The sequence below is a fragment of the Arthrobacter sp. GCM10027362 genome (assembly GCF_042679445.1).
Taxonomy (GTDB): domain Bacteria; phylum Actinomycetota; class Actinomycetes; order Actinomycetales; family Micrococcaceae; genus Crystallibacter.
Genome location: NZ_JBHTML010000012.1, coordinates 1 through 22,862, shown reverse-complemented (window position 1 = coordinate 22,862; position 22,862 = coordinate 1). Strand labels below are relative to the sequence as shown.

Genomic DNA, 22,862 nt, shown 5'->3' with positions numbered 1-22,862 from the left:
CGGGGCTGCGGCAAGGCAACGGGGAATCCGCAGGCACTGCGTGCGATCGGACGGGCAAGCGGCAACTGATGGAAGAGGCGTATACAAAGTGCCAGAGCATCCCAACCTTCGTCTCCCGGAGGAATTCGGCGGCAACGAGTGGCTCGTCGATGAGATTTACGAGCAGTACCTCCAGGACAAGAATTCCGTGGACAGGAAGTGGTGGAGCATCTTCGAATCCGCTACCGAGAATGCGCCGGCCGGCAACGGCGCACCGGCCAGCACCGCCCCGGCCGAACCCAGTCCCACCACAAAGGCACTGCCTGTGATCAAGCCGGCCGTTTCCCCGGCAGCCGACGGCACCGCCGCCGGGACCACCCGGATTCCGGCCGATCCGGCCCCCGCCCCGAACACCTCGACAACCGTTTCGGTCTCTGCCGCTCCGGCTGCCCAGCCGGCCCCCGCCCGGGCAACCGCACCGAAAGCCGCGCCCATCCCCGCCCAGCTTCCCAAGTCCACGCCCAGCGCGAAGACCGAAGAGGACACCATCTCCGTGTTGCGCGGCCCGGCCAAGGCCATCGCCACCAACATGGACCAGAGCCTGAGCGTGCCGACGGCGACCACGGTCCGCGCCGTCCCGGCGAAGCTGCTGATCGACAACCGCGTGGTCATCAACTCCAACCTGGCCCGTGCCCGCGGCGGCAAGGTGTCCTTCACCCACCTGATCGGCTATGCCGTGGTCAAGGCGCTGGGCCAGTTCCCCAGCCAGAACGTGCACTATGACGAGGTGGACGGCAAGCCCGTGGCCGTCCAGCCCGCCCACGTGAACTTCGGCATCGCCATCGACATGCCCAAGCCCGACGGTTCCCGCCTGCTTGTCGTGCCGAACATCAAGAAGGCCGAGACCATGAACTTCTCGGAGTTCTGGCACACCTACGAGGACCTGATCAAGCGCGCCCGCGCCGGCCAGCTGACCGCCGACGACTACGCCGGCACCACCGCCTCGCTGACCAACCCGGGCGGCATCGGCACGGTCCACTCCGTGCCGCGCCTGTCCAAGGGCCAGGCCACCATCATCGGCGTCGGCGCCCTCGAGTACCCGGCCGAGTTCCGCGGTTCCAGCGAGAAGACCCTGGCCCTGCAGGGCGTGGGCAAGATCATCACCCTCACCTCCACCTACGACCACCGCGTCATCCAGGGCGCAGGCTCCGGCGAGTTCCTGCGCCTGGTCGAATCCCTGCTGCTGGGCGAGCAGGGCTTCTACGACGAAATCTTCGAAGCGCTGCGCATCCCGTACGAGCCGGTGCGCTGGCATGCGGACAACCAGGTCGACGTCGAGCTGCAGGTCAACAAGATTGCCCGCATCCAGCAGCTGGTTCACGCCTACCGTGTGCGCGGCCACCTGATGGCGGACACTAACCCGCTCGAGTACGTCCAGCGCAAGCACCCGGACCTGGACATCCTCACCTACGGCCTGACCCTGTGGGACCTGGACCGCGAATGGGTGACCGGCGGCTTCGGCGGCAAGCCGCGGCTGAAGCTGCGCGACATCCTCGGGGTGCTGCGCGATGCCTACTGCCGCACCATCGGCGTCGAATACATGCACATCCAGGACCCGGCCGAGCGCAAGTGGTTCCAGGACGAGCTGGAGCGCCACTACGCCAAGCCCAGCCGCGAAGAGCAGCTGCGGATCCTGGGCAAGCTGAACGCGGCCGAGGCCTTCGAAACCTTCCTGCAGACCAAGTTCGTGGGCCAGAAGCGCTTCTCGCTGGAAGGCGGCGAGTCCCTGATCCCGCTGCTGGACGCCATCATTTCCGATGCCGCTGACGACGGACTGGACGAAGTGGCCATCGGCATGGCGCACCGCGGCCGCCTCAACGTGCTGACCAACATCGCCGGCAAGACCTACGCCCAGGTCTTCCGCGAGTTCGAAGGCACCCAGGACCCGCGCAGCGTCCAGGGCTCCGGCGACGTCAAGTACCACCTGGGCACCGAAGGCTCCTTCACCTCTGACAACGGCAACGAGACCAAGGTCTACCTCGCCGCGAACCCGTCCCACCTCGAGGCCGTGGACCCGGTGCTGGAGGGCATCGTCCGCGCCAAGCAGGACCGCTTGGACCAGGGCGCCAGGGGCACCTTCCCCGTGCTGCCCATCATGATCCACGGCGATGCGGCCTTCGCCGGCCAGGGCGTGGTGGCCGAGACGCTGAACCTGTCCCAGCTGCGCGGCTACCGCACCGGCGGCACCATCCACGTCGTGGTGAACAATCAGATCGGCTTCACCACCTCGCCGCAGTCCTCGCGCTCCTCGGTGTACTCCACCGACGTGGCGAAGATGATCCAGTCCCCGGTCTTCCACGTGAACGGCGACGACCCGGAGGCAGTGGTCCGCGTGGCCCAGCTTGCCTACGAGTACCGGCAGCGGTTCCACAAGGACGTCGTCATCGACCTGGTGTGCTACCGCCGCCGCGGCCATAACGAGGGCGACGACCCCTCGATGACCCAGCCGATGATGTACAACCTGATCGAGGCCAAGCGCTCCACCCGCAAGCTGTACACCGAGGCCTTGGTGGGCCGCGGCGACATCACGCAGGATGAAGCGGACCAGGCGCTGCGCGACTACCAGGAGCGGCTGGAACGGGTGTTCGCCGAAACCCATGCCGCCCAGACCTCGCCGATCCCGATCGTGACCAAGGACGCCGCGGCCGTGAGCGACCTCGAACGTCCGCTGTCCCAGCAGCAGGAAGACAAGGCACACGTCCCCAGCAGCACCGCGATCAGCGCCGACACCCTGGCCTACATCGGCAAGGCGCACGTCAACCTTCCCGAGGGCTTCACCGTGCACCCGAAGCTCAAGGCCCTGCTGGAAAAGCGCGAGCAGATGTCCCGCGAGGGCGGTATCGACTGGGGCTTCGGCGAAATCGCAGCCTTCGGCTCCCTGCTGATGGAAGGCGTCCCGGTCCGCCTCGCCGGGCAGGATTCCCGCCGCGGCACCTTCGTCCAGCGCCACGCGGTCTTCCACGACCGCGCCACCGGCGCCGAATGGACGCCGCTGGCCCACCTCACCCCGGACCAGGCCAAGCTGTGGATCTACGACTCGCTGCTGTCCGAATACGCCGCCCTCGGCTTCGAGTACGGCTATTCGGTGGAGCGCCCGGACGCCCTGGTGCTCTGGGAAGCCCAGTTCGGCGACTTCGTCAACGGCGCGCAGACCGTCATCGACGAGTTCATTTCCTCCGCGGAACAGAAGTGGGGCCAGCGCTCCTCGCTGGTCATGCTGCTGCCGCATGGCTACGAGGGCCAGGGCCCGGACCACTCCTCGGCCCGGATCGAACGTTTCCTGCAGCTGTGTGCCGAGGACAACATGGTGGTGGCCAACCCCACCACCCCGGCCTCGCACTTCCACCTGCTGCGCCGCCAGGCCTTTAGCCGGCCGAGCAAGCCGCTGATCATCTTCACGCCGAAGCAGCTGCTGCGCCTGAAGGCGGCGGCCTCCTCGGTGGAGGAGTTCACGCAGGGCGGCTTCCGTCCGGTGCTGCCGGAAACCGAGATGCTCAACGCCGCCGAAGTGGACCGCGTGGTCCTGGTTTCCGGCCGGCTGTACTACGACCTGCTGGCCGCCCGCCGGAAGAACGACGACACCCGCACGGCGCTGGTGCGGGTCGAGCAGCTCTACCCGCTGCCGGTCGACGAGATCAAGGCGGAGCTGGCCAAGTACCCGAACGCCGAATGCGTCTGGGCACAGGACGAGCCGGCCAACCAGGGCCCGTGGCCGTTCATCGGCCTGCACCTGCCGCAGCACCTGGACAAGGGCCTGCGCCTGGTCGCGCGGCCGGCGTCGGCGGCCACCTCCACCGGTTCCGCCAAGCGGCATGCCGTTGAACAGGACATACTGGTCAAGAAGGCTTTCGAGCGCCGGTAGGTAAGATGGTGGGTGGGGTGCCAGCGGCGCCCCACCCATTTTTCTTTTAACCATTTGCACCCACTGCCATACCGGGTATCGACCAGAAAGCAACTTGTGGAGCAACGCAGAATCAGGATTGCCGCCGTCGGTGACGAACTGCTGGCCGGCGCGGGCGATCCCCGCGCACTGGGCTGGCTGGGCCGGGCCCTGGCCCGGACCAATCCCGCCCCGGCCTCCCTGGTCTCCTTCACGCTGGCCTCCCCTAACGAAGGCACCGAGGAGCTGGCCGGGCGCTGGCTGCAGGAGGCCGGCCGCCGCTTCGACGACGGTCACGAGAACCGGCTGGTGATAGGGCTTTCCAGCCGGGACCTGGACCTGGGCCTGACCACCGCGCGCAGCCGGCTGAACCTGGCCAATATCCTGGACGGTGCCTCGCAGCTGAACATCAAGGTGTTCGTGGTGGGCCCGCCCCCGGGGCTGGACCCGGAACGGAACCTGCGCCTGGCCGAACTTTCGGCTGCCTTCGGTGACGTGACCACCCGGCGCAAGCACGTCTACGTCGACACCTTCACGCCGCTGCTCAACCACGGGCAGTGGCGCACGGACCTGGCTGCCAACGGCGGTGGGCCCGGCCAGGCCGGCTACGGCCTGATCGCCTGGCTGGTGCTGCACCGCGGCTGGTACCAGTGGCTGGACCTGTCCGAACCGGCGTAGAGATTGGGGCGCTCCCACCGTGTCGCTGACGCGCCACGCCGGGGCCCTCGCGCCCCACTCTAGGGGCGCTCCCACCGTGTCGCTGACGCGCCACGCCGGGGCCCTCGCGCCCCACTCTAGGGGCGCTCCCACCGTGTCGCTGACGCGCCACGCCGGGGCCCTCGCCGTCACTGTTTAGGTGCGGCGGCCAAGGGTGTGGGAGACTGATTGGCGGTTCTTTTACAGCCACATAAGGAGGCAGCAATGAGCAAGCGTGCACGCAAGCGCCGTGACCGCAAGCGCGGCGGCGCAAACCACGGCAAGCGCCCCAACACCTGAGCCGGCCGGTTCCCCGGCTTACGGACACTGAAAGAACCCCCGCGGCGATGCGCCGACGGGGGTTCTTTCGTCATCGCGTGGACACGCTCAAACGGCGTTGAGCGTCTCCGCGTGGCTGATCCGGGCCAAGATCCGCTCCTTGAGGTTCTCCGGTGCCGCTTCCCGGCACGAGCGTTTCACTACGGTGCGGATCAGGCATTCCAGACTGTATTCCCTGGCACAGTCGGGACAGCTGTCCAGGTGCGCCTGGATTTCCTCAACGTCCTCGCGCGAGAGCACGCCGTCAACGTACTCATAGATGCGCCTCATGCGTTCGTCATCGCAATCGCCCATGCCCTGGCAGTCGCTCATTTGCCGCTCTCCTGTTGTGTCACGGTGGTGGTATCCGATGTCTCCGGCCTCCGGATGCCGCGTTCGGCCGCGTAGTCCGCAAGCAGCTCACGCAGCATCTTGCGCCCGCGGTGCAGACGGGACATCACCGTACCGATGGGGGTGTTCATGATTTCCGAGATTTCCTTGTAGGCAAAGCCCTCTACGTCGGAGAAGTAGACGGCCAGCCTAAATTCTTCCGGAATGGCCTGCAGCGCATCCTTCACGTCCGAGTCCGGCAGATGGTCCAAGGCTTCGGCCTCGGCCGAACGAAGCCCTGTGGGCGTGTGCGACGCGGCCTGGTACATCTGCCAGTCCTCGACCTGGTCCGTGTTGGACTGCAGCGGCTCGCGCTGCCGCTTGCGGTACAGGTTGATGTAGGTATTGGTCAGGATGCGGTACAGCCAGGCCTTGAGGTTGGTTCCGGGCTTGTACTGGTGGAAAGCGGAAAAGGCCTTGGCATAGGCCTCCTGGACCAGGTCCTCCGCGTCGCTCGGATTGCGCGCCATGCGCATGGCCGCCGAGTACAGCTGGTCCACGTACTGCATGGCATCGCGCTCGAAGCGGGCGACCCGTTCCTCGGGTGTTTCTTCGGCTGCCCCCGCGGGTTCGTTGCCAGCTGCCCCGTCGATCGAGTCGTCGGATGCCCCGGCGGCGGCAAGCTGCTGCTTTTCGGCCATGACCTCGGCCTCGGAGTTGTCGGTAGTCATTGGCTCCAAGTCTACGCTTGGCACCCGCCCGTCCGGCCACGGCGCCGGAACGCCGCTGATCGGTTCGGTGGTCGCTGTTGGCACAGGGCCTCCCCTTCCCGGCTTTCCTGACTCCATGACTTTCCACACCGCACAAAGCCCGTACAGCACCAACCATCAGGTACCGGCTGTGAAGCTTCCTGCTCTTAGGCGCAACGGTCCCCGGTCCGGCTCTATTCCCGACCAGAGGCCCGGCCCGCCCCACGCGTGCAGAGGTGTGCCCCGCCGGTTAAAGTGCCAAACTAGAGACCAGCGCCACCCGCACCACGGCGCCGACCTGCACCAGTCCGTATCAGTTGTTGTATTCCGTGAACTTTGCCCTGCCGGTCCGCACCGACAGCATAGCCAGGAGGCACCTATGACAGTTGTCCGTCGTCTCGCCCGCCCGCTCCTTGCAGCCACCTTCGTAGCCTCGGGCGCAGACCAGCTGCGCAACGCCCGGGAAACCGCGGACCAGCTGCGCCCGGTTCTGCAGCGCGCCGGTTCCATGGTGCCGCAGGCCTCGGTTATGACAAACAAGGAAATGATCGTGGCCCGCACCATCGGCGCCGTCCAAGTGGGCGCCGGAACAATGCTGGCAGCAGGGAAGTTCCCCCGCATAGCCGCCTTGGTCCTGGCCAAGATGGCCGCCATCAATGCCCTGGTGGAATTCAAGAACACCGATGCCGCCACCCCCGAGGGACGCCGGTTGCGCCGCAGCCAGCTGCTGAAGAACCTGGGGCTGGCCGGCGCCGCCCTGCTGGCGGCCGTGGACACCGCCGGAGCGCCCAGCCTCGCCTGGCGCGCCGGACACCTGGCTGAAGATGCCCGCAGGAACCTGCGGTCGCTGAGCAAGAGCACCGGCAGGACGGTGGACAAGACCGCCAAGACAGTGGGCAAGTCCGCGAAGACCATGGGCAAGACCGCACAGTCCATGCAGAAGACGGCGTCGATGGCAGCGGCAAAGACCACCGCTGCGGTGACGGGCTCCTGAGCTTCATGACTGGTCCTGCCACCACCCCTGCCCCACCGCACGCCACCTACTGGCCGGCGCCCTATGCCACCGCCCCGTTGGACGCCACGGTGAGGGTGCCGGCGTCGAAATCCCTGACCAACCGGTACCTGGTCCTCGCCGCGCTGGCGGACGGGCCCTCGCGGCTGCGCTCACCCCTGCATTCGCGGGACTCGGCGCTGATGGTCGGTGCGCTGCGGGCCCTGGGCGCCGGCGTCGAGGAGGTCGAGGGGGACGGACTGTTCGGGCCGGACCTGGTCGTGACCCCCATCGAGCCCGGCCGGCAGCTGGGCCGGGTGGCCGTCGACTGCGGCCTGGCCGGGACCGTGATGCGCTTCGTGCCGCCGCTGGCGGCGCTGTGCAGCGGAAGCATCGTCTTCGACGGGGATCCACCTGCGCGCAACCGCCCGATGGGCCCCATTATCTCCGGCCTGCGCGGCCTGGGCATCGCCGTCGACGACGGCGGGCGATCCGCCCTGCCGTTCACCATCGCCGCCGCTGGCGGCGTGGACGGTGGCCATTTGGTAATCGATGCCAGCTCCTCCTCGCAGTTTGTCTCCGCCCTGCTGCTGGCCGGAGCCCGGTTCAGCCAGGGGCTGCATCTGGAGCATTCGGGTCCCCCGGTACCGAGCCTGGACCATATTGCCATGACCGTGCAGGTGCTGCGCGGCCTGGGCGTTGCGGTGGATGATTCCACTGCAAACCACTGGATCGTCTCCCCCGGCCCGGTGCGGGCCTTCGACCTGCGGATCGAGCAGGACCTTTCCAACGCCGGCCCGTTCCTGGCTGCGGCCCTGGCCACCGGGGGCACCGTGCGGATCCCCGACTGGCCGGCCGAAACCACGCAGGTGGGCGACCAGTGGCGCACCATCCTGCCCCGGCTCGGGGCCAGTGTGGAGTACAACGACGGCACGCTGACCGTCACCGGAGGCCCGGAAATCCACGGCGCGGAGCTGGCGGACACCAGCGAGCTGGCCCCCACCGTGGCGGCGCTGTGCGCGCTGGCCGGTTCCGAGTCCCGGCTCACCGGCATTGCCCACCTGCGCGGCCACGAGACGGACCGGCTGGCTGCGCTGGTGACCGAGATCAACCGGCTCGGCGGGGATGCCGAGGAAACCGAGGACGGGCTCATCATCCGGCCACGGCCGCTGCACGCCGGTGTCTTCCACTCCTATGCGGACCACCGGATGGCCACGGCCGGGGCGATCATCGGCCTCGCCGTCCAAGGGGTCCAGATCGAGGACATCGGCACGACGTCGAAGACCATGCCCGAGTTCCCTGAACTCTGGCAGGGCATGTTCACAGCCAGGCGGGGTGCCGCGAAGCCGGCCGGAGCGCGCTGACCATGGGCCGCACCACCGGCAGCTGGGACGAATCCGACATCCGCATCCGTCCGAATAAACGAGGATCCCGCCCACGTACGAAGGACCGCCCGGCCCACGAGGACGCCGTCATCGGACGCATCATCACGGTGGACCGCGGACGCTACACCGCCGTCGTCGGCGAAAATACCCCGCAGGAGCGCACGGTGGTGGCGGCCCGGGCCCGCGAACTGCGCCGTACCCCCGTGGTGGCCGGGGACTTCGTTGCCCTGGTCGGGGACGTCTCCGGCAACCCGGACACGCTGGCGCGGCTGGTGCGCGTGGAGGAACGCCGCACGCTGCTGCGCCGCAGCGCCGACGATACCGACCCGGTCGAGCGCGTGGTGGTGGCCAACGCGGATCAGCTGGTGATCGTAGTGGCGGCGGCCAATCCCGAGCCGCGCACCGGGTTCATCGACCGTGCGCTGGTGGCTGCCTACGACGCCGGCATCAAGCCGCTGCTGTGCGTGACCAAGGCGGACATCAAGGATCCGGAGGACCTGCTGGCCAACTACGAGAACCTGGACCTGCCGGTGGTCGTCAGCCGGACCGCCTCCACCGACACCTCCGGCATAGACGCCCGCTCGGACCAGGGCGCATCGGCCCGCCTGGATACCGACGCCGTGGCTGCCCTGCGCAAGCACCTGGACGGCCTGGTGAGCGTCATGCTCGGGCATTCCGGCGTCGGCAAATCCACCATGGTCAACGCACTCACCGGCGCCGACCGGGCCATCGGCGACGTCAATGCCGTGACCGGGCGCGGCCGGCACACCTCCTCCTCCGCACTGGCGCTCAAGCTCCGCGGTGCCCCGCCCGGCAGCTGGATCATCGACACCCCGGGTATCCGTTCCTTCGGCCTGGCCCATGTGGACCCGGACCGGATCCTGGCGGCCTTCCCCGACCTCGCGCCGGGCGCCGAGGACTGCGAGCGCGGCTGCAAGCACAACGACGCGGCCGTCAATTGCGGGCTGGATGAGTGGGTGGCCGCAGGGAACGCCGGTGTCCCCGGCCCGGCCCGGCTGGCCTCCCTGCGCCGCCTGCTGGGCATGCAGGAACACACCGAAGCCAGGGATGCCAAGGAACTCGGCAACGTCTGAGATTGGGGCGCTCCCACAGTGTCGGCTCCGCCCGTTCGCGGTCACCCTGCACGCTGCGCGCACGGGGACCCCTGGCCGCTCTCTTGGCGGGCCCCTCGCGCCCCACTCTCGTTCAGCGGCTCCCCATCCTTCGCAGGCTCGGCTTGGGGCCCTCGGGCACTACCGCCCATCCGCCTCCCATCCCTCGGCGGCTAGCGCTCCGTGCCCTCCCTAACCTCGCAGGCTCGGTTTGGGACCCTCGGGCACTACGCTTGGACCCATGACCGTGGAACCGCACAACTATACCGACGACCTCCGCCTGGCCCATGTGATGGCGGACGCCGTGGACGCCCAGACCATGTCCCGCTTCAAGGCCCTGGACCTGCAGGTCGATACCAAGCCGGACCTGACCCCGGTCACGGATGCTGACCGGGCCGCCGAAGAAGCGATCCGGGGCCAGCTCTCGCGGGCGCGGCCACGGGATGCAGTGCTTGGCGAGGAGTTCGGCAGCAGCGGCCAGGGCCCGCGCCGGTGGGTGATCGACCCGATCGACGGCACCAAGAACTTCGTCCGCGGCGTCCCCGTTTGGGCCACGTTGATTGCCCTGATCGACGACGGCAAGCCCGTGGTCGGCGTGGTCAGCGCCCCGGCGCTGGGCCGGCGTTGGTGGGCGGCCAGGGGTGCCGGCGCCTACACCGGACGTTCGCTTTCGGCAGCCACCCGGCTGAGTGTCTCCAAGGTGTCAGGCCTGGCCGATGCCTCGCTGTCCTATTCCAGCCTGACCGGCTGGAAGGAACGCGGGAACCTGGACGAGTTCCTGGCGCTGACCGAGTCCGTATGGCGGACCCGCGCCTACGGTGACTTCTGGTCCTACTGCCTGGTGGCCGAAGGTGCCGTGGATATTGCCTGCGAGCCGGAGCTGAATCTTTACGACATGGCCGCCCTGGTGCCGATCGTGTCCGAGGCCGGCGGCCGGTTTACCTCCCTCGAAGGCGAGGAGGGCCCCTTCGGCGGCAACGCACTGGCGACCAACGGCCTGCTGCACGAGGAGGTGCTGCACCTGCTCAATCCGGAGCTGCGCGGCCAGCGGCCGGCGGGCGCCGCGCTGTAGCGTGGCGCCCCGTTGCGGTTCCCGCCCATTACGTAACATCCGCGCGTTGCGGCCGGGATGCAGCTAGGCTGAGCACAGGTCACGAGTGCCAGCGCAAAACCCCGGTTTGCTGGCCGGCAACCCTCCCGCCGCGGCGGGGTGCCCCGGGTGACGACCTGGCCGCGCCTGCCCGGCGCGGCAAGCGCGGATTTGCCGGTACTGCCGGCGACTCCCTCAGCCACGAGGTTCCATGAGCACGAGCATTTTGTCATCCGTCCTGCCCGCCGGCTTCCGCACCGCGGCTGTTCCCCTGCTGGAGGTGGTCGGGGGCGGTCTGGCCGTGCCGCTGCTCGGCGGCCGCCGGGTCCGGTTCGCGAACCTGGATTACGCGGCCTCGGCCCCGGCCCTGACCGACGTGGCCGGCCACCTGCAGGACCTGCTGCCCTACTGCGCCAGCGTGCACCGCGGAGCCGGCTACACCGCCCAAGTCTCCACCGCCGTCTACGAGAAGGCACGCCGTACGCTGCGCGGCTTTGTGGGCGGCCGGGAGGATGACGAGGTCATCTTCACCCGGAACGCCACGGACGCGCTGAACCTGCTCGCCGGCTGCCTGCCCGGCCGGGGATCGGGGGGCGAGGTGCTGTACCTGGATATCGAGCACCACGCGAACCTGCTGCCCTGGCAACGCCTCCCCCACCGCAGCCTCAGCGTCCGGTCCACCCTCGCGGAGACCCTCGCTGCCCTCGAAGCCGAATTGGCGGAAGGGCGGACAGCGCTGCTGGCGGTTACCGGTGCCTCGCATGTCACCGGAGAGCTCTTTCCGGTGGCCGAGGCGGCCCGGCTGGCACACCGCTACGGGGCCCGGATCGTGGTGGACGCGGCCCAGCTGGCCGCGCACCGCCGGATCGGGATGGCGGCGGACGACATCGATTACCTGGCGCTTTCGGGCAGCAAGCTCTACGCGCCCTTCGGCGCCGGCGCCCTCATCGGCCGCGGCGACTGGCTGGACGCCGGAAGACCGTACCTGGCAGGCGGTGGCGCGGTGCGCCGGGTCCGGCTGGAGACCGCAAGCTGGGCCACCGGGCCCGCCCGCCACGAGGCAGGTTCGCCCAACCTGATGGGGGTGGCGGCGCTGGCCAAAGCAGCCGAGGTGCTCGCGGACCTGGATCCAGCGGCGTGGCAGCGGCATGAGGGAGCGCTGCACAGCTATCTGATGACCGGCCTTGGGTCCCTGCCCGGGGTCAGCGTGCACCGCATTTTCCCCGAAGACTCCCCCGGCACCGCAGGCATCGTGAATTTTTCGGTGGCCGGTTACGACGCCGGCCTGGTCGCCGCGTATCTGTCCGCCGAGCACGGGGTGGGGCTGCGTGACGGCAAGTTCTGCGCACACCCGCTGCTGAACCGGCTGGGCCTGCCCTCCGGTTCGCTCCGGGCCAGCTTCGGCCTGGGGTCGCGGCTCGACGACGCCGCCCGGCTGGTCGCCGGCGTCGATGCGTTGCTGCGGGAGGGCCTGCGCCACGACTACGTGATCGAATGCGGACGCTGGGTTCCGGCCGAGGAAACGCGCCCCTTCCCGGACTGGGCGCCGCCCCTGCCTGGAACCGCAGGGGCTGCGCCGGCGGACAGCTGACGGACCGGGTAGAATTTCCCACCGATCGGAACCTCAACCCAGCACCCGGCCCTAAGGAGTACAGCGGTGGTTCATCGCGGTCCGCGGCTGGATGATGCACGCCGCCGTGCCTTCGGCTCCAGCTTCCAGACCGGCGGCGAACACTACGACCGCGTGCGGCCGGGGTATCCCGAGGACGCCGTGGACTGGCTGCTGGCCGCGGCATCCGGCGCAACGCAGGCCGCCGACGTGGGAGCCGGCACCGGCAAGTACAGCGCGGAACTGCTCTCCCGCGGGCTCCAGGTGGTGGCTGTGGACCCGTCGGCGGACATGCTCGCCCAGCTGGAGCGCAAATTCCGCGGCGTGCGCACGCTGGTCGGCACCGCGGAGCAGACCGGCCTGCCGGACGCCTCGCTGGATGTGGTCACGGTGGCGCAGGCCTGGCACTGGGTGGATCCGCTGGCCGCCAGCACCGAACTGGCCCGGATCCTGCGTCCGGGCGGCCTGCTCGGACTGATCTGGAACCAGCTGGACGTGACCGTACCGTGGGTTCACCGGCTCTCGCGCATCATGCACGCCGGAGATGTGCACCGGCCCGGTTTCCGCCCGCAGGTCGGCCCGGAATTCAGCGGGCTCGAGCGGCATGAGACCCGATGGTGTGATCCGCTCACGCCGGCCGACGTGCTGGAACTGGCCAAGTCCCGCAGCTACTACCTGCGGGCGGGCGAAGCCACCCGGGCCAAGGTGCTGTCCAACCTGCGCTGGTACCTGCACGACCACCTGGACTATGCCGGGACCTCGGTGATCCAGCTGCCCTATTACACCCAAACCTGGCGGGCCTTCAAAGCCTGAGCACGAACCATTCTTCGCAGGCCCGCCGTCAGGTTATATTTAGGTATGCCGAAAAACTGGTGGGCCGCGATCGCCCTGCTGCTGGCCCTGGGCGCCTTGTCCGCCTGCGCAGCCCAGGGTCCCGCGAGCGGCCGCCCCGACTCGGAGGATCCGCGGCCGCTGGTGCTCACCACATTCACAGTGCTGGCGGACATGGCCCGGACCATCGGCGGCGGGCATGTGCGGGTGGAATCCATTACCAAGATCGGTGCCGAAATCCACGGCTACGAACCCACGCCGTCGGACCTGGTGAACGCACAGGAAGCGGACCTGATCCTGGACAACGGCCTGGGCCTGGAACGCTGGTTCGAACGGTTCGTGGCCTCCGTTCCCGTGCCGCACGTGGTGCTGTCGGAGGGCGTGGAACCGGTCGACATCCGTTCCGGCGACTACGAGGGCAAGCCGAACCCGCACGCCTGGATGTCGCCCCTGGCCGCCAAGACGTATGTGGACAACACGGTCAAGGCCCTCAGCCGGCTCGATCCGGCCCACGCCGCGGATTTCCGAACCAACGGCGAACTGTACAAACGCGAACTCGACGCCGTCATGAAGGAACTGAAAGAGGCCTTCAGGGACCCGGGAGCCGCGCGCGCCCTGGTCACCTGCGAAGGCGCCTTCTCCTACCTGACCCGGGACGCCGGCCTGCAGGAGGCCTTCCTCTGGCCGGTGAACTCGGATGCCGAGGGCACCCCGCACCAGATCAAGGACGCAATCCGGTTCGTGCAGGCGCACAAGGCACCGGCAGTCTTCTGCGAATCCACCGTCAACCCCTCGGCCATGGAGCAGGTGGCCGCGGCCACCGGAGCCCGGCTGGTGATGCCACTGTACGTGGACTCGCTCTCCGCCGCCGACGGACCGGTCCCGACACATCTGGACCTGATCCGCCACGACATCCGCCTGATCAAGGAAGGACTGGCCCCATGACCCTGCAACACGTACCGGCCGGCGCTGCCGCCATCGCCGTCAGCGGGCTGCACGTGGGCTACCACGACGTCGTCGCCCTGGACGGCGTGGACCTGACCGTCGAGGCCCGGACCATCTGCGGGCTCATCGGCGTGAACGGCTCGGGCAAGTCCACGCTGTTCAAATCCCTCATGGGCCTGGTCCAGCCCACCCGCGGTTCGGTGCGGCTCTTCGGCCTGGAGCCCGGCCAGTCGCGGAAACTGAACCTGGTCACCTACGTACCCCAGTCCGAAGACGTCGACTGGACCTTCCCGGTCTCCGTTCGCGACGTCGTCATGATGGGCCGCTACGGCAGGCTCGGCCCGATGCGCCGCGCACGGCGCCAGGACCGCGAGGCCGTGGACCACGCCCTGGAGCGCGTCGGCCTGGCCGGACTGCAGCACCGGCAGATCGGCGAACTGTCCGGCGGCCAGCGCAAGCGGGCCTTCGTGGCCAGGGGCATCGCGCAGGACGCGGCGCTGATGCTGCTGGACGAACCGTTTGCCGGCGTGGACAAATCCTCCGAAGCCGCCCTCGTGGCGCTGTTCCGCGAACTGCGGGACGAGGGCAGGACCATGCTGGTCTCCACCCACGACCTGGCCGGAATCCCGCAGTTGTGCAATGAAGCCGTGCTGCTCCACCGGCGCGTGCTGGCCCACGGCTCGCCGGAGTCGGTGCTGACCAACGAGAACCTCGCCCGAGCTTTCGGCACCATGCCTGCCCCGGCCGGGACGGCCGCCCGGAAGGAGACCCCCGATGGACTTGTTTAACTGGTTGCTGGAGCCGCTGCAGTACGGCTTCCTGACCCGCGCCCTGCTGGTCACCGTGGCCGCCGCCGTCGTCTGCTCGGTGCTCTCCTGCTGGCTGATCCTCATGGGGTGGTCCCTGATGGGCGATGCCGTCTCCCACGCCGTCCTGCCGGGAGTGGCTTTGGCCTATATCGCGGGCATCCCGTTCTCCGTGGGCGCGTTCGTTTTCGGGGCCGGGGCCGTGGCCCTGATCGGCGCCGTCCGGGCCAACAGCAAGCTGAAGGCGGACACCGCCATCGGCGTCGTCTTCACCGGCCTGTTCGCGGCCGGCCTGGCCATCGTCTCCAAGACGCCGAGCCAGATCGACCTGCAGCACATCCTCTTCGGCAATGTCCTCGGGGTCACCACCGGCGAACTCATCCAGGTCCTGGTCCTGGGCGCCGTGACGCTGGCCGTGCTGCTGTTCAAGCGGCGGGACCTGACGCTCTTCGCCTTCGACCGCGTCCACGCCCACGCCATCGGCCTCGGGACACGCCGACTGTCCGCGCTGCTGCTCGGCCTGCTGGCGCTGACCGTCGTCGTCGGGCTGCAGGCAGTGGGCATCATCCTCGTCGTCGCCATGCTCATCACCCCCGGCGCCACCGCGTTCCTGCTCACCCGCAGCTTCGACCGAATGCTGCTGATCGCCGGCTCGGTCACGGCGGCGGCCTCCGTGGCGGGGATCTATGCCAGCTACTACCTCGACATTGCCACCGGCGCCTCGGTGGTCCTGGCCCAATCGGTGGTGTTCCTCCTGGCGTTCTTCTTCGCCCGACGCAGCGGGGTAGTCTGGCAATGGCGGCGGCGCCGTGCGTCCCGCCTCGAGGCGGTCCGGCCTGCCGCCGGGCAGGAAGCCAGCCGATGAATCCGTGGAAGCGAAGATGTCCCCAGCCAGCAAGAAGCCGAACAAGACGCACAAGAAAAACAAAAACACCGTCCTGAACAGCGATTCCTCCAGCGTGCAGGACTACGTGAAGGCCATCTACACCTTCACCGAATGGCAGGACCGGCCGGTCAGTTCTTCCCGTCTGGCCGCCCGGCTGGGGGTGGCGAACTCCTCGGTGTCCGAAATGGTGCGCAAACTCGTGGAGCTCGGCCTGGTAGCACACGAGCCGTACGGCAGCGTCGAGCTCACACCGGAGGGCCGCCGGCTGGCCCTGGCCATGGTGCGCCGGCACCGGCTGCTCGAAACTTACCTGGTGGACGAGCTCGGCTATGCCTGGGACGAGGTGCACGACGAGGCCGAACTGCTTGAACACACGGTCTCGGAGAAGATGATCGAGCGCATCTCGACCAAGCTGGGAAACCCCGCCCGGGATCCGCACGGGGATCCGATTCCCGCCGCCGACGGCTCCGTCACCGTCCCCCGTGCATACCAGCTGCACGATCTGGACGAGGGGCATATCGGCCGGATTACCCGGATCAGCGATGCGGACCCGGCGCTGCTGCGCTTCCTGCAGGCCGAGGACATCGGGTTGGACGATCCGGTCAGGATCATCGGCCGCAGGCCCTTCGGCGGGGCGCTGGTGGTCAGCATCGGGGCCGAGGGCAACGCGCGCGAGCTGGACCTCGGCGACCAGGCCGCGGCAGCGCTATGGATCAGCAGCGACCATCCCCACCCAGGATGTGTCATCGGACACTGATCGCCGGCGTCAGGTCAACGGACAGCATGCTGATCAACTAAGCTCGTGGTGTCCGCTGTCCCCAACGGAAAGGCAGCCCATGCACTTCCCCGTCACGGCCGCGCCCCAGGTCCGGAATGCCCCGGCACCCCGCGGGACCATCCCGACCATCGGCATCGAAGAGGAATACCTGCTGTTGGATCCGCATACTGCCAAGCCGATGGCCGTGGCAGACGCGGTGGCAGCTCATTTGGAGGGCTCGGCCCAGGTAGCCCGCGGGGACATCCAACGTGAACTGCTCAGCTGCCAGATCGAAACGGCGACCAGCGTGTGCAGCACGCTGACCGAGGCCGAGGAGTACCTGCTCAATTTCCGCCGCAACCTGGATGCAGCAGCCCGCAAGAGCGGCGCGCGGGCGGCGGCAACGGCCACGGCGCCGCGCATCGACGAAAGCTACCCCGAGGTGACGGACAAGCTGCGCTACCACCAGCTCAAGGCCAGCGCCAAGGGCATCGTGGCGGACCAGTTCATCAACGGCCAGCACGTGCATGTCCAGGTTCCGGACAAGGAAACCGGTGTCCAGGCCCTGAACCGTATCCGTCCCTGGCTGCCGGCCATCGTGGCCCTCAGCGCCAACTCGCCGTTCTGGCTGGACCGGGACAGCGGCTTCGCCAGCTGGCGCACCATCAGCTACCGCCGCTGGCCGTTGCAGGGCTGCGCACCGCTCTTCGCCGACGCCGCCGACTACGAACGGCGCATCCAGCGGCTGGTGGACACCTCGGTAATCATCGACCGTGGCGTCCTGACCTGGATCGCCCGGCTCTCGGACCACTACCCGACCCTCGAGGTCCGTGCCGCCGATGTGCAGCTCCAGGCGCAGGATGCCGTGCTGCTGGCTGCCTTGGTCCGCGGTCTGGTCGCCACCGCCGTGGCCGAGGCACTCGCCGGCCAGCCCTGTCCGGCCCCCGACGCCGAGGTCCTCGACGCGGCCGTCTGGCAGGCAGGACGCCACGGCATGTCAGGCCGCTTGATCGACCCGCTGGCCGGAGTCCTGCTGCCGGCGGCGGAGGTTGTCTCGCAGCTGCTGCGGCATATCCGCCCCGCCCTCGAGGAGGCAGGAGACGCCGAGTGGGTGGACGCCTCGCTGGCTCGGGTGCAGGCGGAAGGAACGGGAGCCGAGCGCCAGCGCCGGGCGATGGAGCAGGGTGGACTGCCGGCGTTGCTGGATCTCTACGCCGCTTCCCTGACCGCCGAGCCATAGCTCCCTGCCTGCCCCGGACAGCTCTCCTGGCGGGGCCGGCCCGGGTCCGGGGCTATCGGGCAGGCAAGCCGCCGGACCGGGAACGGCGTGCAAAGCCGGCGCTTTCGAGCCCGCGGTCCGGCCGGGCTTCGGACCGCGGGAATACTTTCCGCTCCGCGCCCTGCTCCAGCTTCAGCGGCCTGATCAGCTCCGAGATCTTGGCGGAAGGCTCCACCCCGAATTCATCCCACAGCCGGGAACTGAAGGCATCAAAGCTGCGCAGGGCCTGCGCATAGTTGCCCTCGGCCAGGTGGGACTCCAGCAGCAGCCGCTGGGCGCTCTCCCGCAGCGGCTCGATCGCGATGGCGCAGGCGGCAGCCTCCACGGCCTGTCCCGTCTCACCCTCCTCGAGGAACCGCCCGGCCAGACGTTCGAGTGCAGTCAGGCGCAACTGGTTCCAACGTTCCTGCTCTGCCGTTACCCAGTCCTCATACCAGCCGGGCAGGAGCTCGGCGTTCCGGAGCGCATCCAACATCTCCGCGTTCCGGTGTTCCCCGGCGCTGCCCGAGCTGCGGTCCAGGTCCGCGACCATGCGGCGGACGGCCTGTACATCCACGGACACATTGGCTGCCAGCCCCAGAGGGTCCCGTCCTTCCACCAGCAGCCCGGGCAGCTGGTGGGAGACCATCCAGATGCTCTCGCGCAGACTCCCGGTGGCCTGCTTCTCCGAGCTGTTCGGCCACAGCATTCCGGCCAGGAAGGACCGGGGCTGGCTGCCATACAAGGCCAGAACCGCGATCAGCCGCTGCTGGCGGAACGTCACCTTGACCGGGTGCCTGCCCCGGAACAGATGCCACCCACCCAGCAAGTGGATTTCCCAATTACGGTATACCGTCATAATCCGGGCTCCCCCCAGCAATGGTCCCTTTCGACCGGCCGCCCCCACGGCCCGATGTGGAACACCCCCGCTCTTACAGCTTGCCACCGTGCACGCGGATGTCAACAGGGCTAAAGCATTCACACCGAAACTAATCGGCGAGCGGTAACGTACCGGTAACGGGGGCGTAACGGATGCCCGAGTGAACTGTACTGAACATGACCTCACTGGACATGATCTGCAGGAGTTGCCATGTATCACCGCACCGCCCCAGCAAGTTCCCACCAGGAAGCCTCCCGAGCCCTGCAGCCGCCCGGATCTCCTGCCGCCCTCGAGACGGATTTCGGCGCCGGACTGGTTGTGCAGAAGTTCGGAGGATCTTCCGTTGCCACCGCCGAGGCGATCACCCGTGTTGCCCGCCGGATCATGGATACCTACGAATCCGGCCACCGGGTGGTCGTGGTGGTATCCGCCATGGGGGACACCACCGACGATCTGCTGGATCTGGCCGCCCAGGTCGCTCCGGTGCCGGCGGCCCGCGAGCTCGACCTGCTGCTGACCACCGGCGAGCGGATCTCCGTCGCCCTGCTCGCGCTGGCCCTGGCCAACCTGGGCGCGGTCCCCCATACCTTCACGGGAGCGAAGACAGGACTGGTCACCGACGAGGTTCATGGCAAGGCACACGTAGTCGACGTCGACGCCCGGCGCATCCGTACCTCGCTCAGCCGCGGTGAGATCCCCATCGTTGCAGGTTTCCAAGGGCGCAGCTACCGGACGCGGGAAATCACCACGCTGGGCCGCGGCGGATCGGATATCACCGCAATAGCACTGGCCTCGGCCCTGAACGCCGGAGTCTGCGAAATCTACACCGATGTCGACGGCGTCTACACGGCCGACCCCCGGGTGGTTCCCACGGCCCGGAAGATCGACCGGATATCCAGCGAAGGAATGCTCGAACTGGCCGCCAACGGGGCCAAGATCCTGCATGTGCGCTGTGTCGAATACGCCCGCCGTTTCGGGGTGACGCTGCACGTGCGCTCCTCGTTCGCGCCGGGGGAAGGAACGTTCGTGGTGCCGGGGGCCAGGGGGCCTGCCCCGGAGACGCCGCGGTCCGCGCTCGAGGATCCCATCATCTCCGACATCACGGTGGACCGGCTGGAGGCCAAGATCATCATCCGCGGGGTGGCGGATGTTCCCGCTGCCACCGCCGTACTCTATGCCGCCGTCGCCCGGGCAAAGTCGAACGTCAACATCATCGTGGAGACCGCCTCGGAATCCGCCGGCGGATACACGGACATCACCTTCACTGTGCCGGCGGCCAAGGGCCGGGCCGTGCTGAAGTTGCTGTCCAAGTTGCGGCCGGCGGCCCGATTCGAATCACTCGTCTACGACGACCAGGTCGGCCAGCTCTGCCTGTCCGGTTACGGCATTCGCCGGGATCCCGCCGTCTTCTACAGGTTCTGTAAGGCCTTGGCCGACGCCGGGATCAACATCGAACTGATGTCCACTTCGGAGTTCCGGATTAATGCGGTGGTCCGCGCCCATCTGCTGGACGACGCCGCCGCGGCGGTCAACCTGGCCTTCGGACGGACCATGGAGAAGGTGCCTGCCACACAGGCCGTGCCCGTCCCATCGCCCGCTTCCCTGCCCGCGTCCGCCGACGCGCCGCTGTTTGCCTGACCGGGACCACCCGTCCGTCCCGCCGCTCCTGCGCGGGGTTTCCAGCAATAACAAGCGAGTAACGCGCCAGTAACACTGGACATCGTCCAATGGGTCCGTTGGGGGGCGTCAGTCGCGCCCGAGTGGAACAAGCGCCGCCAGGATCCGCCGGTGCGTTTCCTGACGCCAGGGGAGGAACATCATGACCGCACAGCCAGCCATCCGTGAATTCACCGCACCGTTCATTGCCGGACCGATACCGGGCCCGCGTTCCGCGGAAATGCTCGCCCGCCAGCAACAGCGTGAATCCAACGCACGAACCTATCCGCGCAACCTGCCGATCGCCATTGACGAGGCCCATGGCAGCTTCGTGCGCGACATGGACGGCAATGTCTTCATCGACTTCCTCGCCGGGGCCGGCGTCCTCTCGCTCGGCCACAACCATCCCGAATTGATCGGCGTTGCCGCCGAGCAACTGGGCAGGTTCACCCACGGCCTGGATTTCCCGACGCCGGCCAAGGAAGCCTTCATCGATGCGCAGCTGTCCATGCTGCCTGCCGCCATGCGGGAGAAGATGAAGATCCATTTCTGCGGCCCCACGGGAGCGAACGCCGTGGACGCTGCCATCAAGTTGTGCAAGACGGTAACGGGCCGGGGCGACATCGTTTCGTTCCAAGGCGGGTTCCACGGCAGCAGCGCGATGGGCATGGCCCTGACCGGGCTGGTGCAGCAGAAGGCGCCGGTGCCCAACGGAATGCCCGGCGTGCACTTCTTCCCCTACTCCTATTGCAGCCGGTGCCCCCTCGGGCTCTCGCCGGACGACTGCGGAGCCAATTGCGCAGCCTTCCTGGAAAACACGCTCAAGGACGACCTCTCCGGCATGGCAAAGCCTGCGGCCGTCATCCTCGAGATGGTCCAGGGCGAAGGCGGCGTCATCCCTGCCACGCGCGAGTTCGTGCAGCGCATCCGTACGGTGACCCGGGAGCTGGACATACCGCTGATCGTCGATGAGGTCCAGACCGGATGCGGACGCACCGGGACATGGTTCGCCTTCGAGCACTACGGCATCGAGCCGGATGTCATCGTTGCCTCCAAAGCCCTGAGCGGCATTGGGTCCCCGGTGGCGATCATCCTGTACAACAGGGAGCTGGACAAGTGGGCTCCAGGCGCGCACACCGGCACCTTCCGCGGCAACCAACTGGCCTTCGCTTCCGGGGCCGAAGCCGTGCGCATCGTGCGCAGGGACGGCATCCTGCAGCAGGTACGCGAACGCGGAAAGCAGATCGAGGGTCTGCTCAAGCCGCTCGAGGAACTGCCGTGGGTCCACGAGGTGCGTGGCCGGGGCATGATGTGGGGCATTGAGCTGGCCGACCCGGTTACCGGCCGTCCCGCCGGAACGCTGGCCCGGCAGGTTCAGGAAGAAGTTCTGCAGAAAGGACTGATCCTGGAAACCGGCGGCCGCGGCGGCTGCGTGGTGCGGCTGCTGCCTCCCCTGAATACCAGTGCCGAAGTTGTCGGCACTGCCTGCCGGATCCTGGCGGAAACCATCAGCGGCCTGCTCCCGGTACCGGTACAACCGGAATGACTGCCGCTGCCTGCCGGGCACGGTATCGGGCCGCCGGCGCAGAGTCTGCGGCCGCGCTGTGCCCGGCAGGTTCACGGTCCGGTCCGCCGGAAGCGCCGCCGGTCCGGGCGGTGGCCCATGGGCCGTGACCATACCCGTGCGGCCCGGACCAGGGCCGGGTGGCTGGCGGCAGCCGTGCTGCTGCCAGTCCTGCTGCTGCCTGCCTGCAGCAATACGCCCCGTCCTGCCGCTCCGGAGAACTGCCAGACGCCGGCCGGTTCAATGCAGCTGGATATTGATCCGGAAGATACGCCCGAAGCGCCGTGGCCGAAACCGGCCGGCCGGGAGCTGGAAGTGTACTTCGACACCTCGGGACTGTCCGCACGCTATGCGAAGCTGGCCAGCGAAGCGGCACGGATCTGGTCCCGCAGCCCTTGCCTGAATGCCCACGCGGCTGAATGCCCGTCCGGGGCCAACTGCGTGGCGGTTGAGGAGGAATTCTCCCGCGGGCGGAACACGGACGGGGAATTCACCGGGCACAACAGCGACGGGGTGCGGGAGGGCGGGACGATCACGCTCTACACGCGGCTGCTGGACGAGGCCAGCGACAACGGGGCCTTGGGCACCATCGTCCACGAGATGGGCCACGCCTTGGGGCTGGTCCACCGGCAGGACCGCAACGACGTCATGAATTCCGTCACGGACGACCAGACGAACCCCGTGCCGGACGGCACCGACTTCTACAACCTGGCCGTCATCTACGGCGCCGGTGCCTGACGGAACTTGCCCAACAAAACTGATGCGCGGATAACGCACCAGTAACACTCCCCTAACGCCGCCTGCCTTCCAATATCAGTGGGGCACTTGCACACATTCACTGAGACAATGCCGGCCCTCGGCGGCCGGCATTAATTGGCGCTGAGGGGAATAACGCCATGACCGCACCACATGAGGTAATCAACTGCGCCCTGCAAACGGCTGACCTGCACTGGATCGGGGAACGGCCGTGACCACCAGCGGGACCGGTCGGGCACGGCACCGGTCCACGACGCGAATGCGGGCGGCGGCGCCGGCTCCGGCGGGCCGGCACCGGTTGGAGGGGCCGGCGGATGCGGTGCC

20 protein-coding genes and 1 riboswitch are annotated in these 22,862 nt (G+C 68.3%); of the genes, 17 read left to right on the top strand and 3 right to left on the bottom strand.

Going from position 1 to position 22,862, the window contains the following annotated elements; translation table 11 throughout:
- Positions 1-88: 88 nt before the first annotated feature.
- The 3 genes from ACFQ36_RS03975 (at position 89) to ACFQ36_RS03965 (ending at position 4,915) form a co-directional block, all read left to right on the top strand.
- Positions 89-3,901 (top strand): multifunctional oxoglutarate decarboxylase/oxoglutarate dehydrogenase thiamine pyrophosphate-binding subunit/dihydrolipoyllysine-residue succinyltransferase subunit, encoded by a 3,813-nt coding sequence (locus ACFQ36_RS03975; RefSeq protein ID WP_377010860.1) that lies wholly within the window; start codon positions 89-91, stop codon positions 3,899-3,901.
- 96 nt (positions 3,902-3,997) lie between these two features.
- On the top strand, positions 3,998-4,597 hold the full coding sequence (locus tag ACFQ36_RS03970; RefSeq protein ID WP_377010858.1) for a GDSL-type esterase/lipase family protein: 600 nt from the start codon (positions 3,998-4,000) through the stop codon (positions 4,595-4,597).
- A 243-nt stretch (positions 4,598-4,840) separates the two neighbouring features.
- A complete protein-coding gene (locus tag ACFQ36_RS03965; RefSeq protein ID WP_369299106.1) occupies positions 4,841-4,915 on the top strand; it encodes a 50S ribosomal protein bL37 in 75 nt (24 codons plus the stop codon).
- A gap of 87 nt (positions 4,916-5,002) precedes the next feature.
- On the opposite strand, the gene rsrA is transcribed toward ACFQ36_RS03965, so the two are convergent.
- Both rsrA and ACFQ36_RS03955 read right to left on the bottom strand, forming a co-directional pair.
- Entirely contained in the window at positions 5,003-5,266 is a 264-nt protein-coding gene (rsrA, locus tag ACFQ36_RS03960; RefSeq protein ID WP_377010856.1) for a mycothiol system anti-sigma-R factor, read from the bottom strand.
- Positions 5,263-5,994: a sigma-70 family RNA polymerase sigma factor gene (locus ACFQ36_RS03955; RefSeq protein ID WP_377010854.1), complete on the bottom strand. Its 732-nt coding sequence runs from the start codon at positions 5,992-5,994 to the stop codon at positions 5,263-5,265. The genes rsrA and ACFQ36_RS03955 overlap by 4 nt, the downstream gene beginning before the upstream one ends.
- Before the next feature lie 397 nt (positions 5,995-6,391).
- Here ACFQ36_RS03955 and ACFQ36_RS03950 point away from each other — a divergent pair, with 397 nt between their 5' ends.
- The 11 genes from ACFQ36_RS03950 (at position 6,392) to ACFQ36_RS03900 (ending at position 17,664) form a co-directional block, all read left to right on the top strand.
- Complete coding sequence (locus ACFQ36_RS03950) at positions 6,392-7,006, top strand: DoxX family protein (protein WP_377010853.1); 615 nt, start codon at positions 6,392-6,394, stop codon at positions 7,004-7,006.
- Positions 7,007-7,011: 5 nt separating this feature from the next.
- Positions 7,012-8,367 carry a 3-phosphoshikimate 1-carboxyvinyltransferase gene (gene aroA, locus ACFQ36_RS03945; protein WP_377010851.1) on the top strand — a complete coding sequence of 452 codons (1,356 nt, stop codon included), beginning with the start codon at positions 7,012-7,014 and terminating at the stop codon, positions 8,365-8,367.
- A 2-nt stretch (positions 8,368-8,369) separates the two neighbouring features.
- Complete coding sequence (locus ACFQ36_RS03940) at positions 8,370-9,482, top strand: ribosome small subunit-dependent GTPase A (RefSeq protein ID WP_377010849.1); 1,113 nt, start codon at positions 8,370-8,372, stop codon at positions 9,480-9,482.
- A gap of 259 nt (positions 9,483-9,741) precedes the next feature.
- Entirely contained in the window at positions 9,742-10,572 is an 831-nt protein-coding gene (gene hisN, locus ACFQ36_RS03935) for a histidinol-phosphatase (RefSeq protein WP_377010847.1), read from the top strand.
- Positions 10,573-10,649: 77 nt separating this feature from the next.
- Positions 10,650-10,762, top strand: a riboswitch (SAM riboswitch).
- Between the two features lie 39 nt (positions 10,763-10,801).
- Entirely contained in the window at positions 10,802-12,181 is a 1,380-nt protein-coding gene (locus ACFQ36_RS03930; protein WP_377010845.1) for an aminotransferase class V-fold PLP-dependent enzyme, read from the top strand.
- Positions 12,182-12,247: 66 nt separating this feature from the next.
- Positions 12,248-13,012, top strand: a complete 765-nt coding sequence (locus ACFQ36_RS03925) for a class I SAM-dependent methyltransferase (protein ID WP_377010843.1) — start codon at positions 12,248-12,250, stop codon at positions 13,010-13,012.
- A 45-nt stretch (positions 13,013-13,057) separates the two neighbouring features.
- A complete protein-coding gene (locus ACFQ36_RS03920) occupies positions 13,058-13,975 on the top strand; it encodes a metal ABC transporter substrate-binding protein (protein WP_377010841.1) in 918 nt (305 codons plus the stop codon).
- Positions 13,972-14,763, top strand: a complete 792-nt coding sequence (locus ACFQ36_RS03915) for a metal ABC transporter ATP-binding protein (protein WP_377010840.1) — start codon at positions 13,972-13,974, stop codon at positions 14,761-14,763. Before ACFQ36_RS03920 ends, ACFQ36_RS03915 begins: the two co-directional genes overlap by 4 nt.
- Positions 14,750-15,646, top strand: coding sequence for a metal ABC transporter permease (locus tag ACFQ36_RS03910; protein WP_377010838.1), 897 nt, complete (start codon positions 14,750-14,752; stop codon positions 15,644-15,646). The genes ACFQ36_RS03915 and ACFQ36_RS03910 overlap by 14 nt, the downstream gene beginning before the upstream one ends.
- Positions 15,647-15,662: 16 nt before the next feature.
- Positions 15,663-16,424: a metal-dependent transcriptional regulator gene (locus ACFQ36_RS03905; RefSeq protein WP_377010836.1), complete on the top strand. Its 762-nt coding sequence runs from the start codon at positions 15,663-15,665 to the stop codon at positions 16,422-16,424.
- A gap of 79 nt (positions 16,425-16,503) precedes the next feature.
- A complete protein-coding gene (locus ACFQ36_RS03900; RefSeq protein ID WP_377010835.1) occupies positions 16,504-17,664 on the top strand; it encodes a glutamate--cysteine ligase in 1,161 nt (386 codons plus the stop codon).
- A gap of 52 nt (positions 17,665-17,716) precedes the next feature.
- Here ACFQ36_RS03900 and ACFQ36_RS03895 read toward each other — a convergent pair whose 3' ends face one another.
- Entirely contained in the window at positions 17,717-18,541 is an 825-nt protein-coding gene (locus ACFQ36_RS03895) for a BTAD domain-containing putative transcriptional regulator (RefSeq protein ID WP_377010833.1), read from the bottom strand.
- A gap of 231 nt (positions 18,542-18,772) precedes the next feature.
- Between ACFQ36_RS03895 and ACFQ36_RS03890 the strand changes: the two genes are divergently transcribed.
- The 3 genes from ACFQ36_RS03890 to ACFQ36_RS03880 all read left to right on the top strand — a co-directional run bounded on the left by ACFQ36_RS03890 (position 18,773) and on the right by ACFQ36_RS03880 (position 22,520).
- On the top strand, positions 18,773-20,200 hold the full coding sequence (locus ACFQ36_RS03890) for an aspartate kinase (RefSeq protein ID WP_377010831.1): 1,428 nt from the start codon (positions 18,773-18,775) through the stop codon (positions 20,198-20,200).
- Positions 20,201-20,381: 181 nt separating this feature from the next.
- A complete protein-coding gene (locus tag ACFQ36_RS03885; protein WP_377010829.1) occupies positions 20,382-21,764 on the top strand; it encodes an aspartate aminotransferase family protein in 1,383 nt (460 codons plus the stop codon).
- A 174-nt stretch (positions 21,765-21,938) separates the two neighbouring features.
- Positions 21,939-22,520 carry a M12 family metallopeptidase gene (locus ACFQ36_RS03880; protein WP_377010827.1) on the top strand — a complete coding sequence of 194 codons (582 nt, stop codon included), beginning with the start codon at positions 21,939-21,941 and terminating at the stop codon, positions 22,518-22,520.
- Positions 22,521-22,862 lie beyond the last annotated feature (342 nt).

Excerpts from the sequence above, each read along its gene's own strand:
- rsrA (WP_377010856.1), bottom strand. The coding sequence starts at position 5,266 with ATGAGCGACTGCCAGGGCATGGGCGATTGCGATGACGAACGCATGAGG.
- ACFQ36_RS03955 (WP_377010854.1), bottom strand. The coding sequence starts at position 5,994 with ATGACTACCGACAACTCCGAGGCCGAGGTCATGGCCGAAAAGCAGCAG.
- ACFQ36_RS03950 (WP_377010853.1), top strand. The coding sequence starts at position 6,392 with ATGACAGTTGTCCGTCGTCTCGCCCGCCCGCTCCTTGCAGCCACCTTC.
- aroA (WP_377010851.1), top strand. The coding sequence starts at position 7,012 with ATGACTGGTCCTGCCACCACCCCTGCCCCACCGCACGCCACCTACTGG.
- ACFQ36_RS03940 (WP_377010849.1), top strand. The coding sequence starts at position 8,370 with ATGGGCCGCACCACCGGCAGCTGGGACGAATCCGACATCCGCATCCGT.
- hisN (WP_377010847.1), top strand. The coding sequence starts at position 9,742 with ATGACCGTGGAACCGCACAACTATACCGACGACCTCCGCCTGGCCCAT.
- ACFQ36_RS03930 (WP_377010845.1), top strand. The coding sequence starts at position 10,802 with ATGAGCACGAGCATTTTGTCATCCGTCCTGCCCGCCGGCTTCCGCACC.
- ACFQ36_RS03920 (WP_377010841.1), top strand. The coding sequence starts at position 13,058 with ATGCCGAAAAACTGGTGGGCCGCGATCGCCCTGCTGCTGGCCCTGGGC.
- ACFQ36_RS03915 (WP_377010840.1), top strand. The coding sequence starts at position 13,972 with ATGACCCTGCAACACGTACCGGCCGGCGCTGCCGCCATCGCCGTCAGC.
- ACFQ36_RS03910 (WP_377010838.1), top strand. The coding sequence starts at position 14,750 with ATGGACTTGTTTAACTGGTTGCTGGAGCCGCTGCAGTACGGCTTCCTG.
- ACFQ36_RS03905 (WP_377010836.1), top strand. The coding sequence starts at position 15,663 with ATGTCCCCAGCCAGCAAGAAGCCGAACAAGACGCACAAGAAAAACAAA.
- ACFQ36_RS03900 (WP_377010835.1), top strand. The coding sequence starts at position 16,504 with ATGCACTTCCCCGTCACGGCCGCGCCCCAGGTCCGGAATGCCCCGGCA.
- ACFQ36_RS03895 (WP_377010833.1), bottom strand. The coding sequence starts at position 18,541 with ATGACGGTATACCGTAATTGGGAAATCCACTTGCTGGGTGGGTGGCAT.
- ACFQ36_RS03890 (WP_377010831.1), top strand. The coding sequence starts at position 18,773 with ATGTATCACCGCACCGCCCCAGCAAGTTCCCACCAGGAAGCCTCCCGA.
- ACFQ36_RS03885 (WP_377010829.1), top strand. The coding sequence starts at position 20,382 with ATGACCGCACAGCCAGCCATCCGTGAATTCACCGCACCGTTCATTGCC.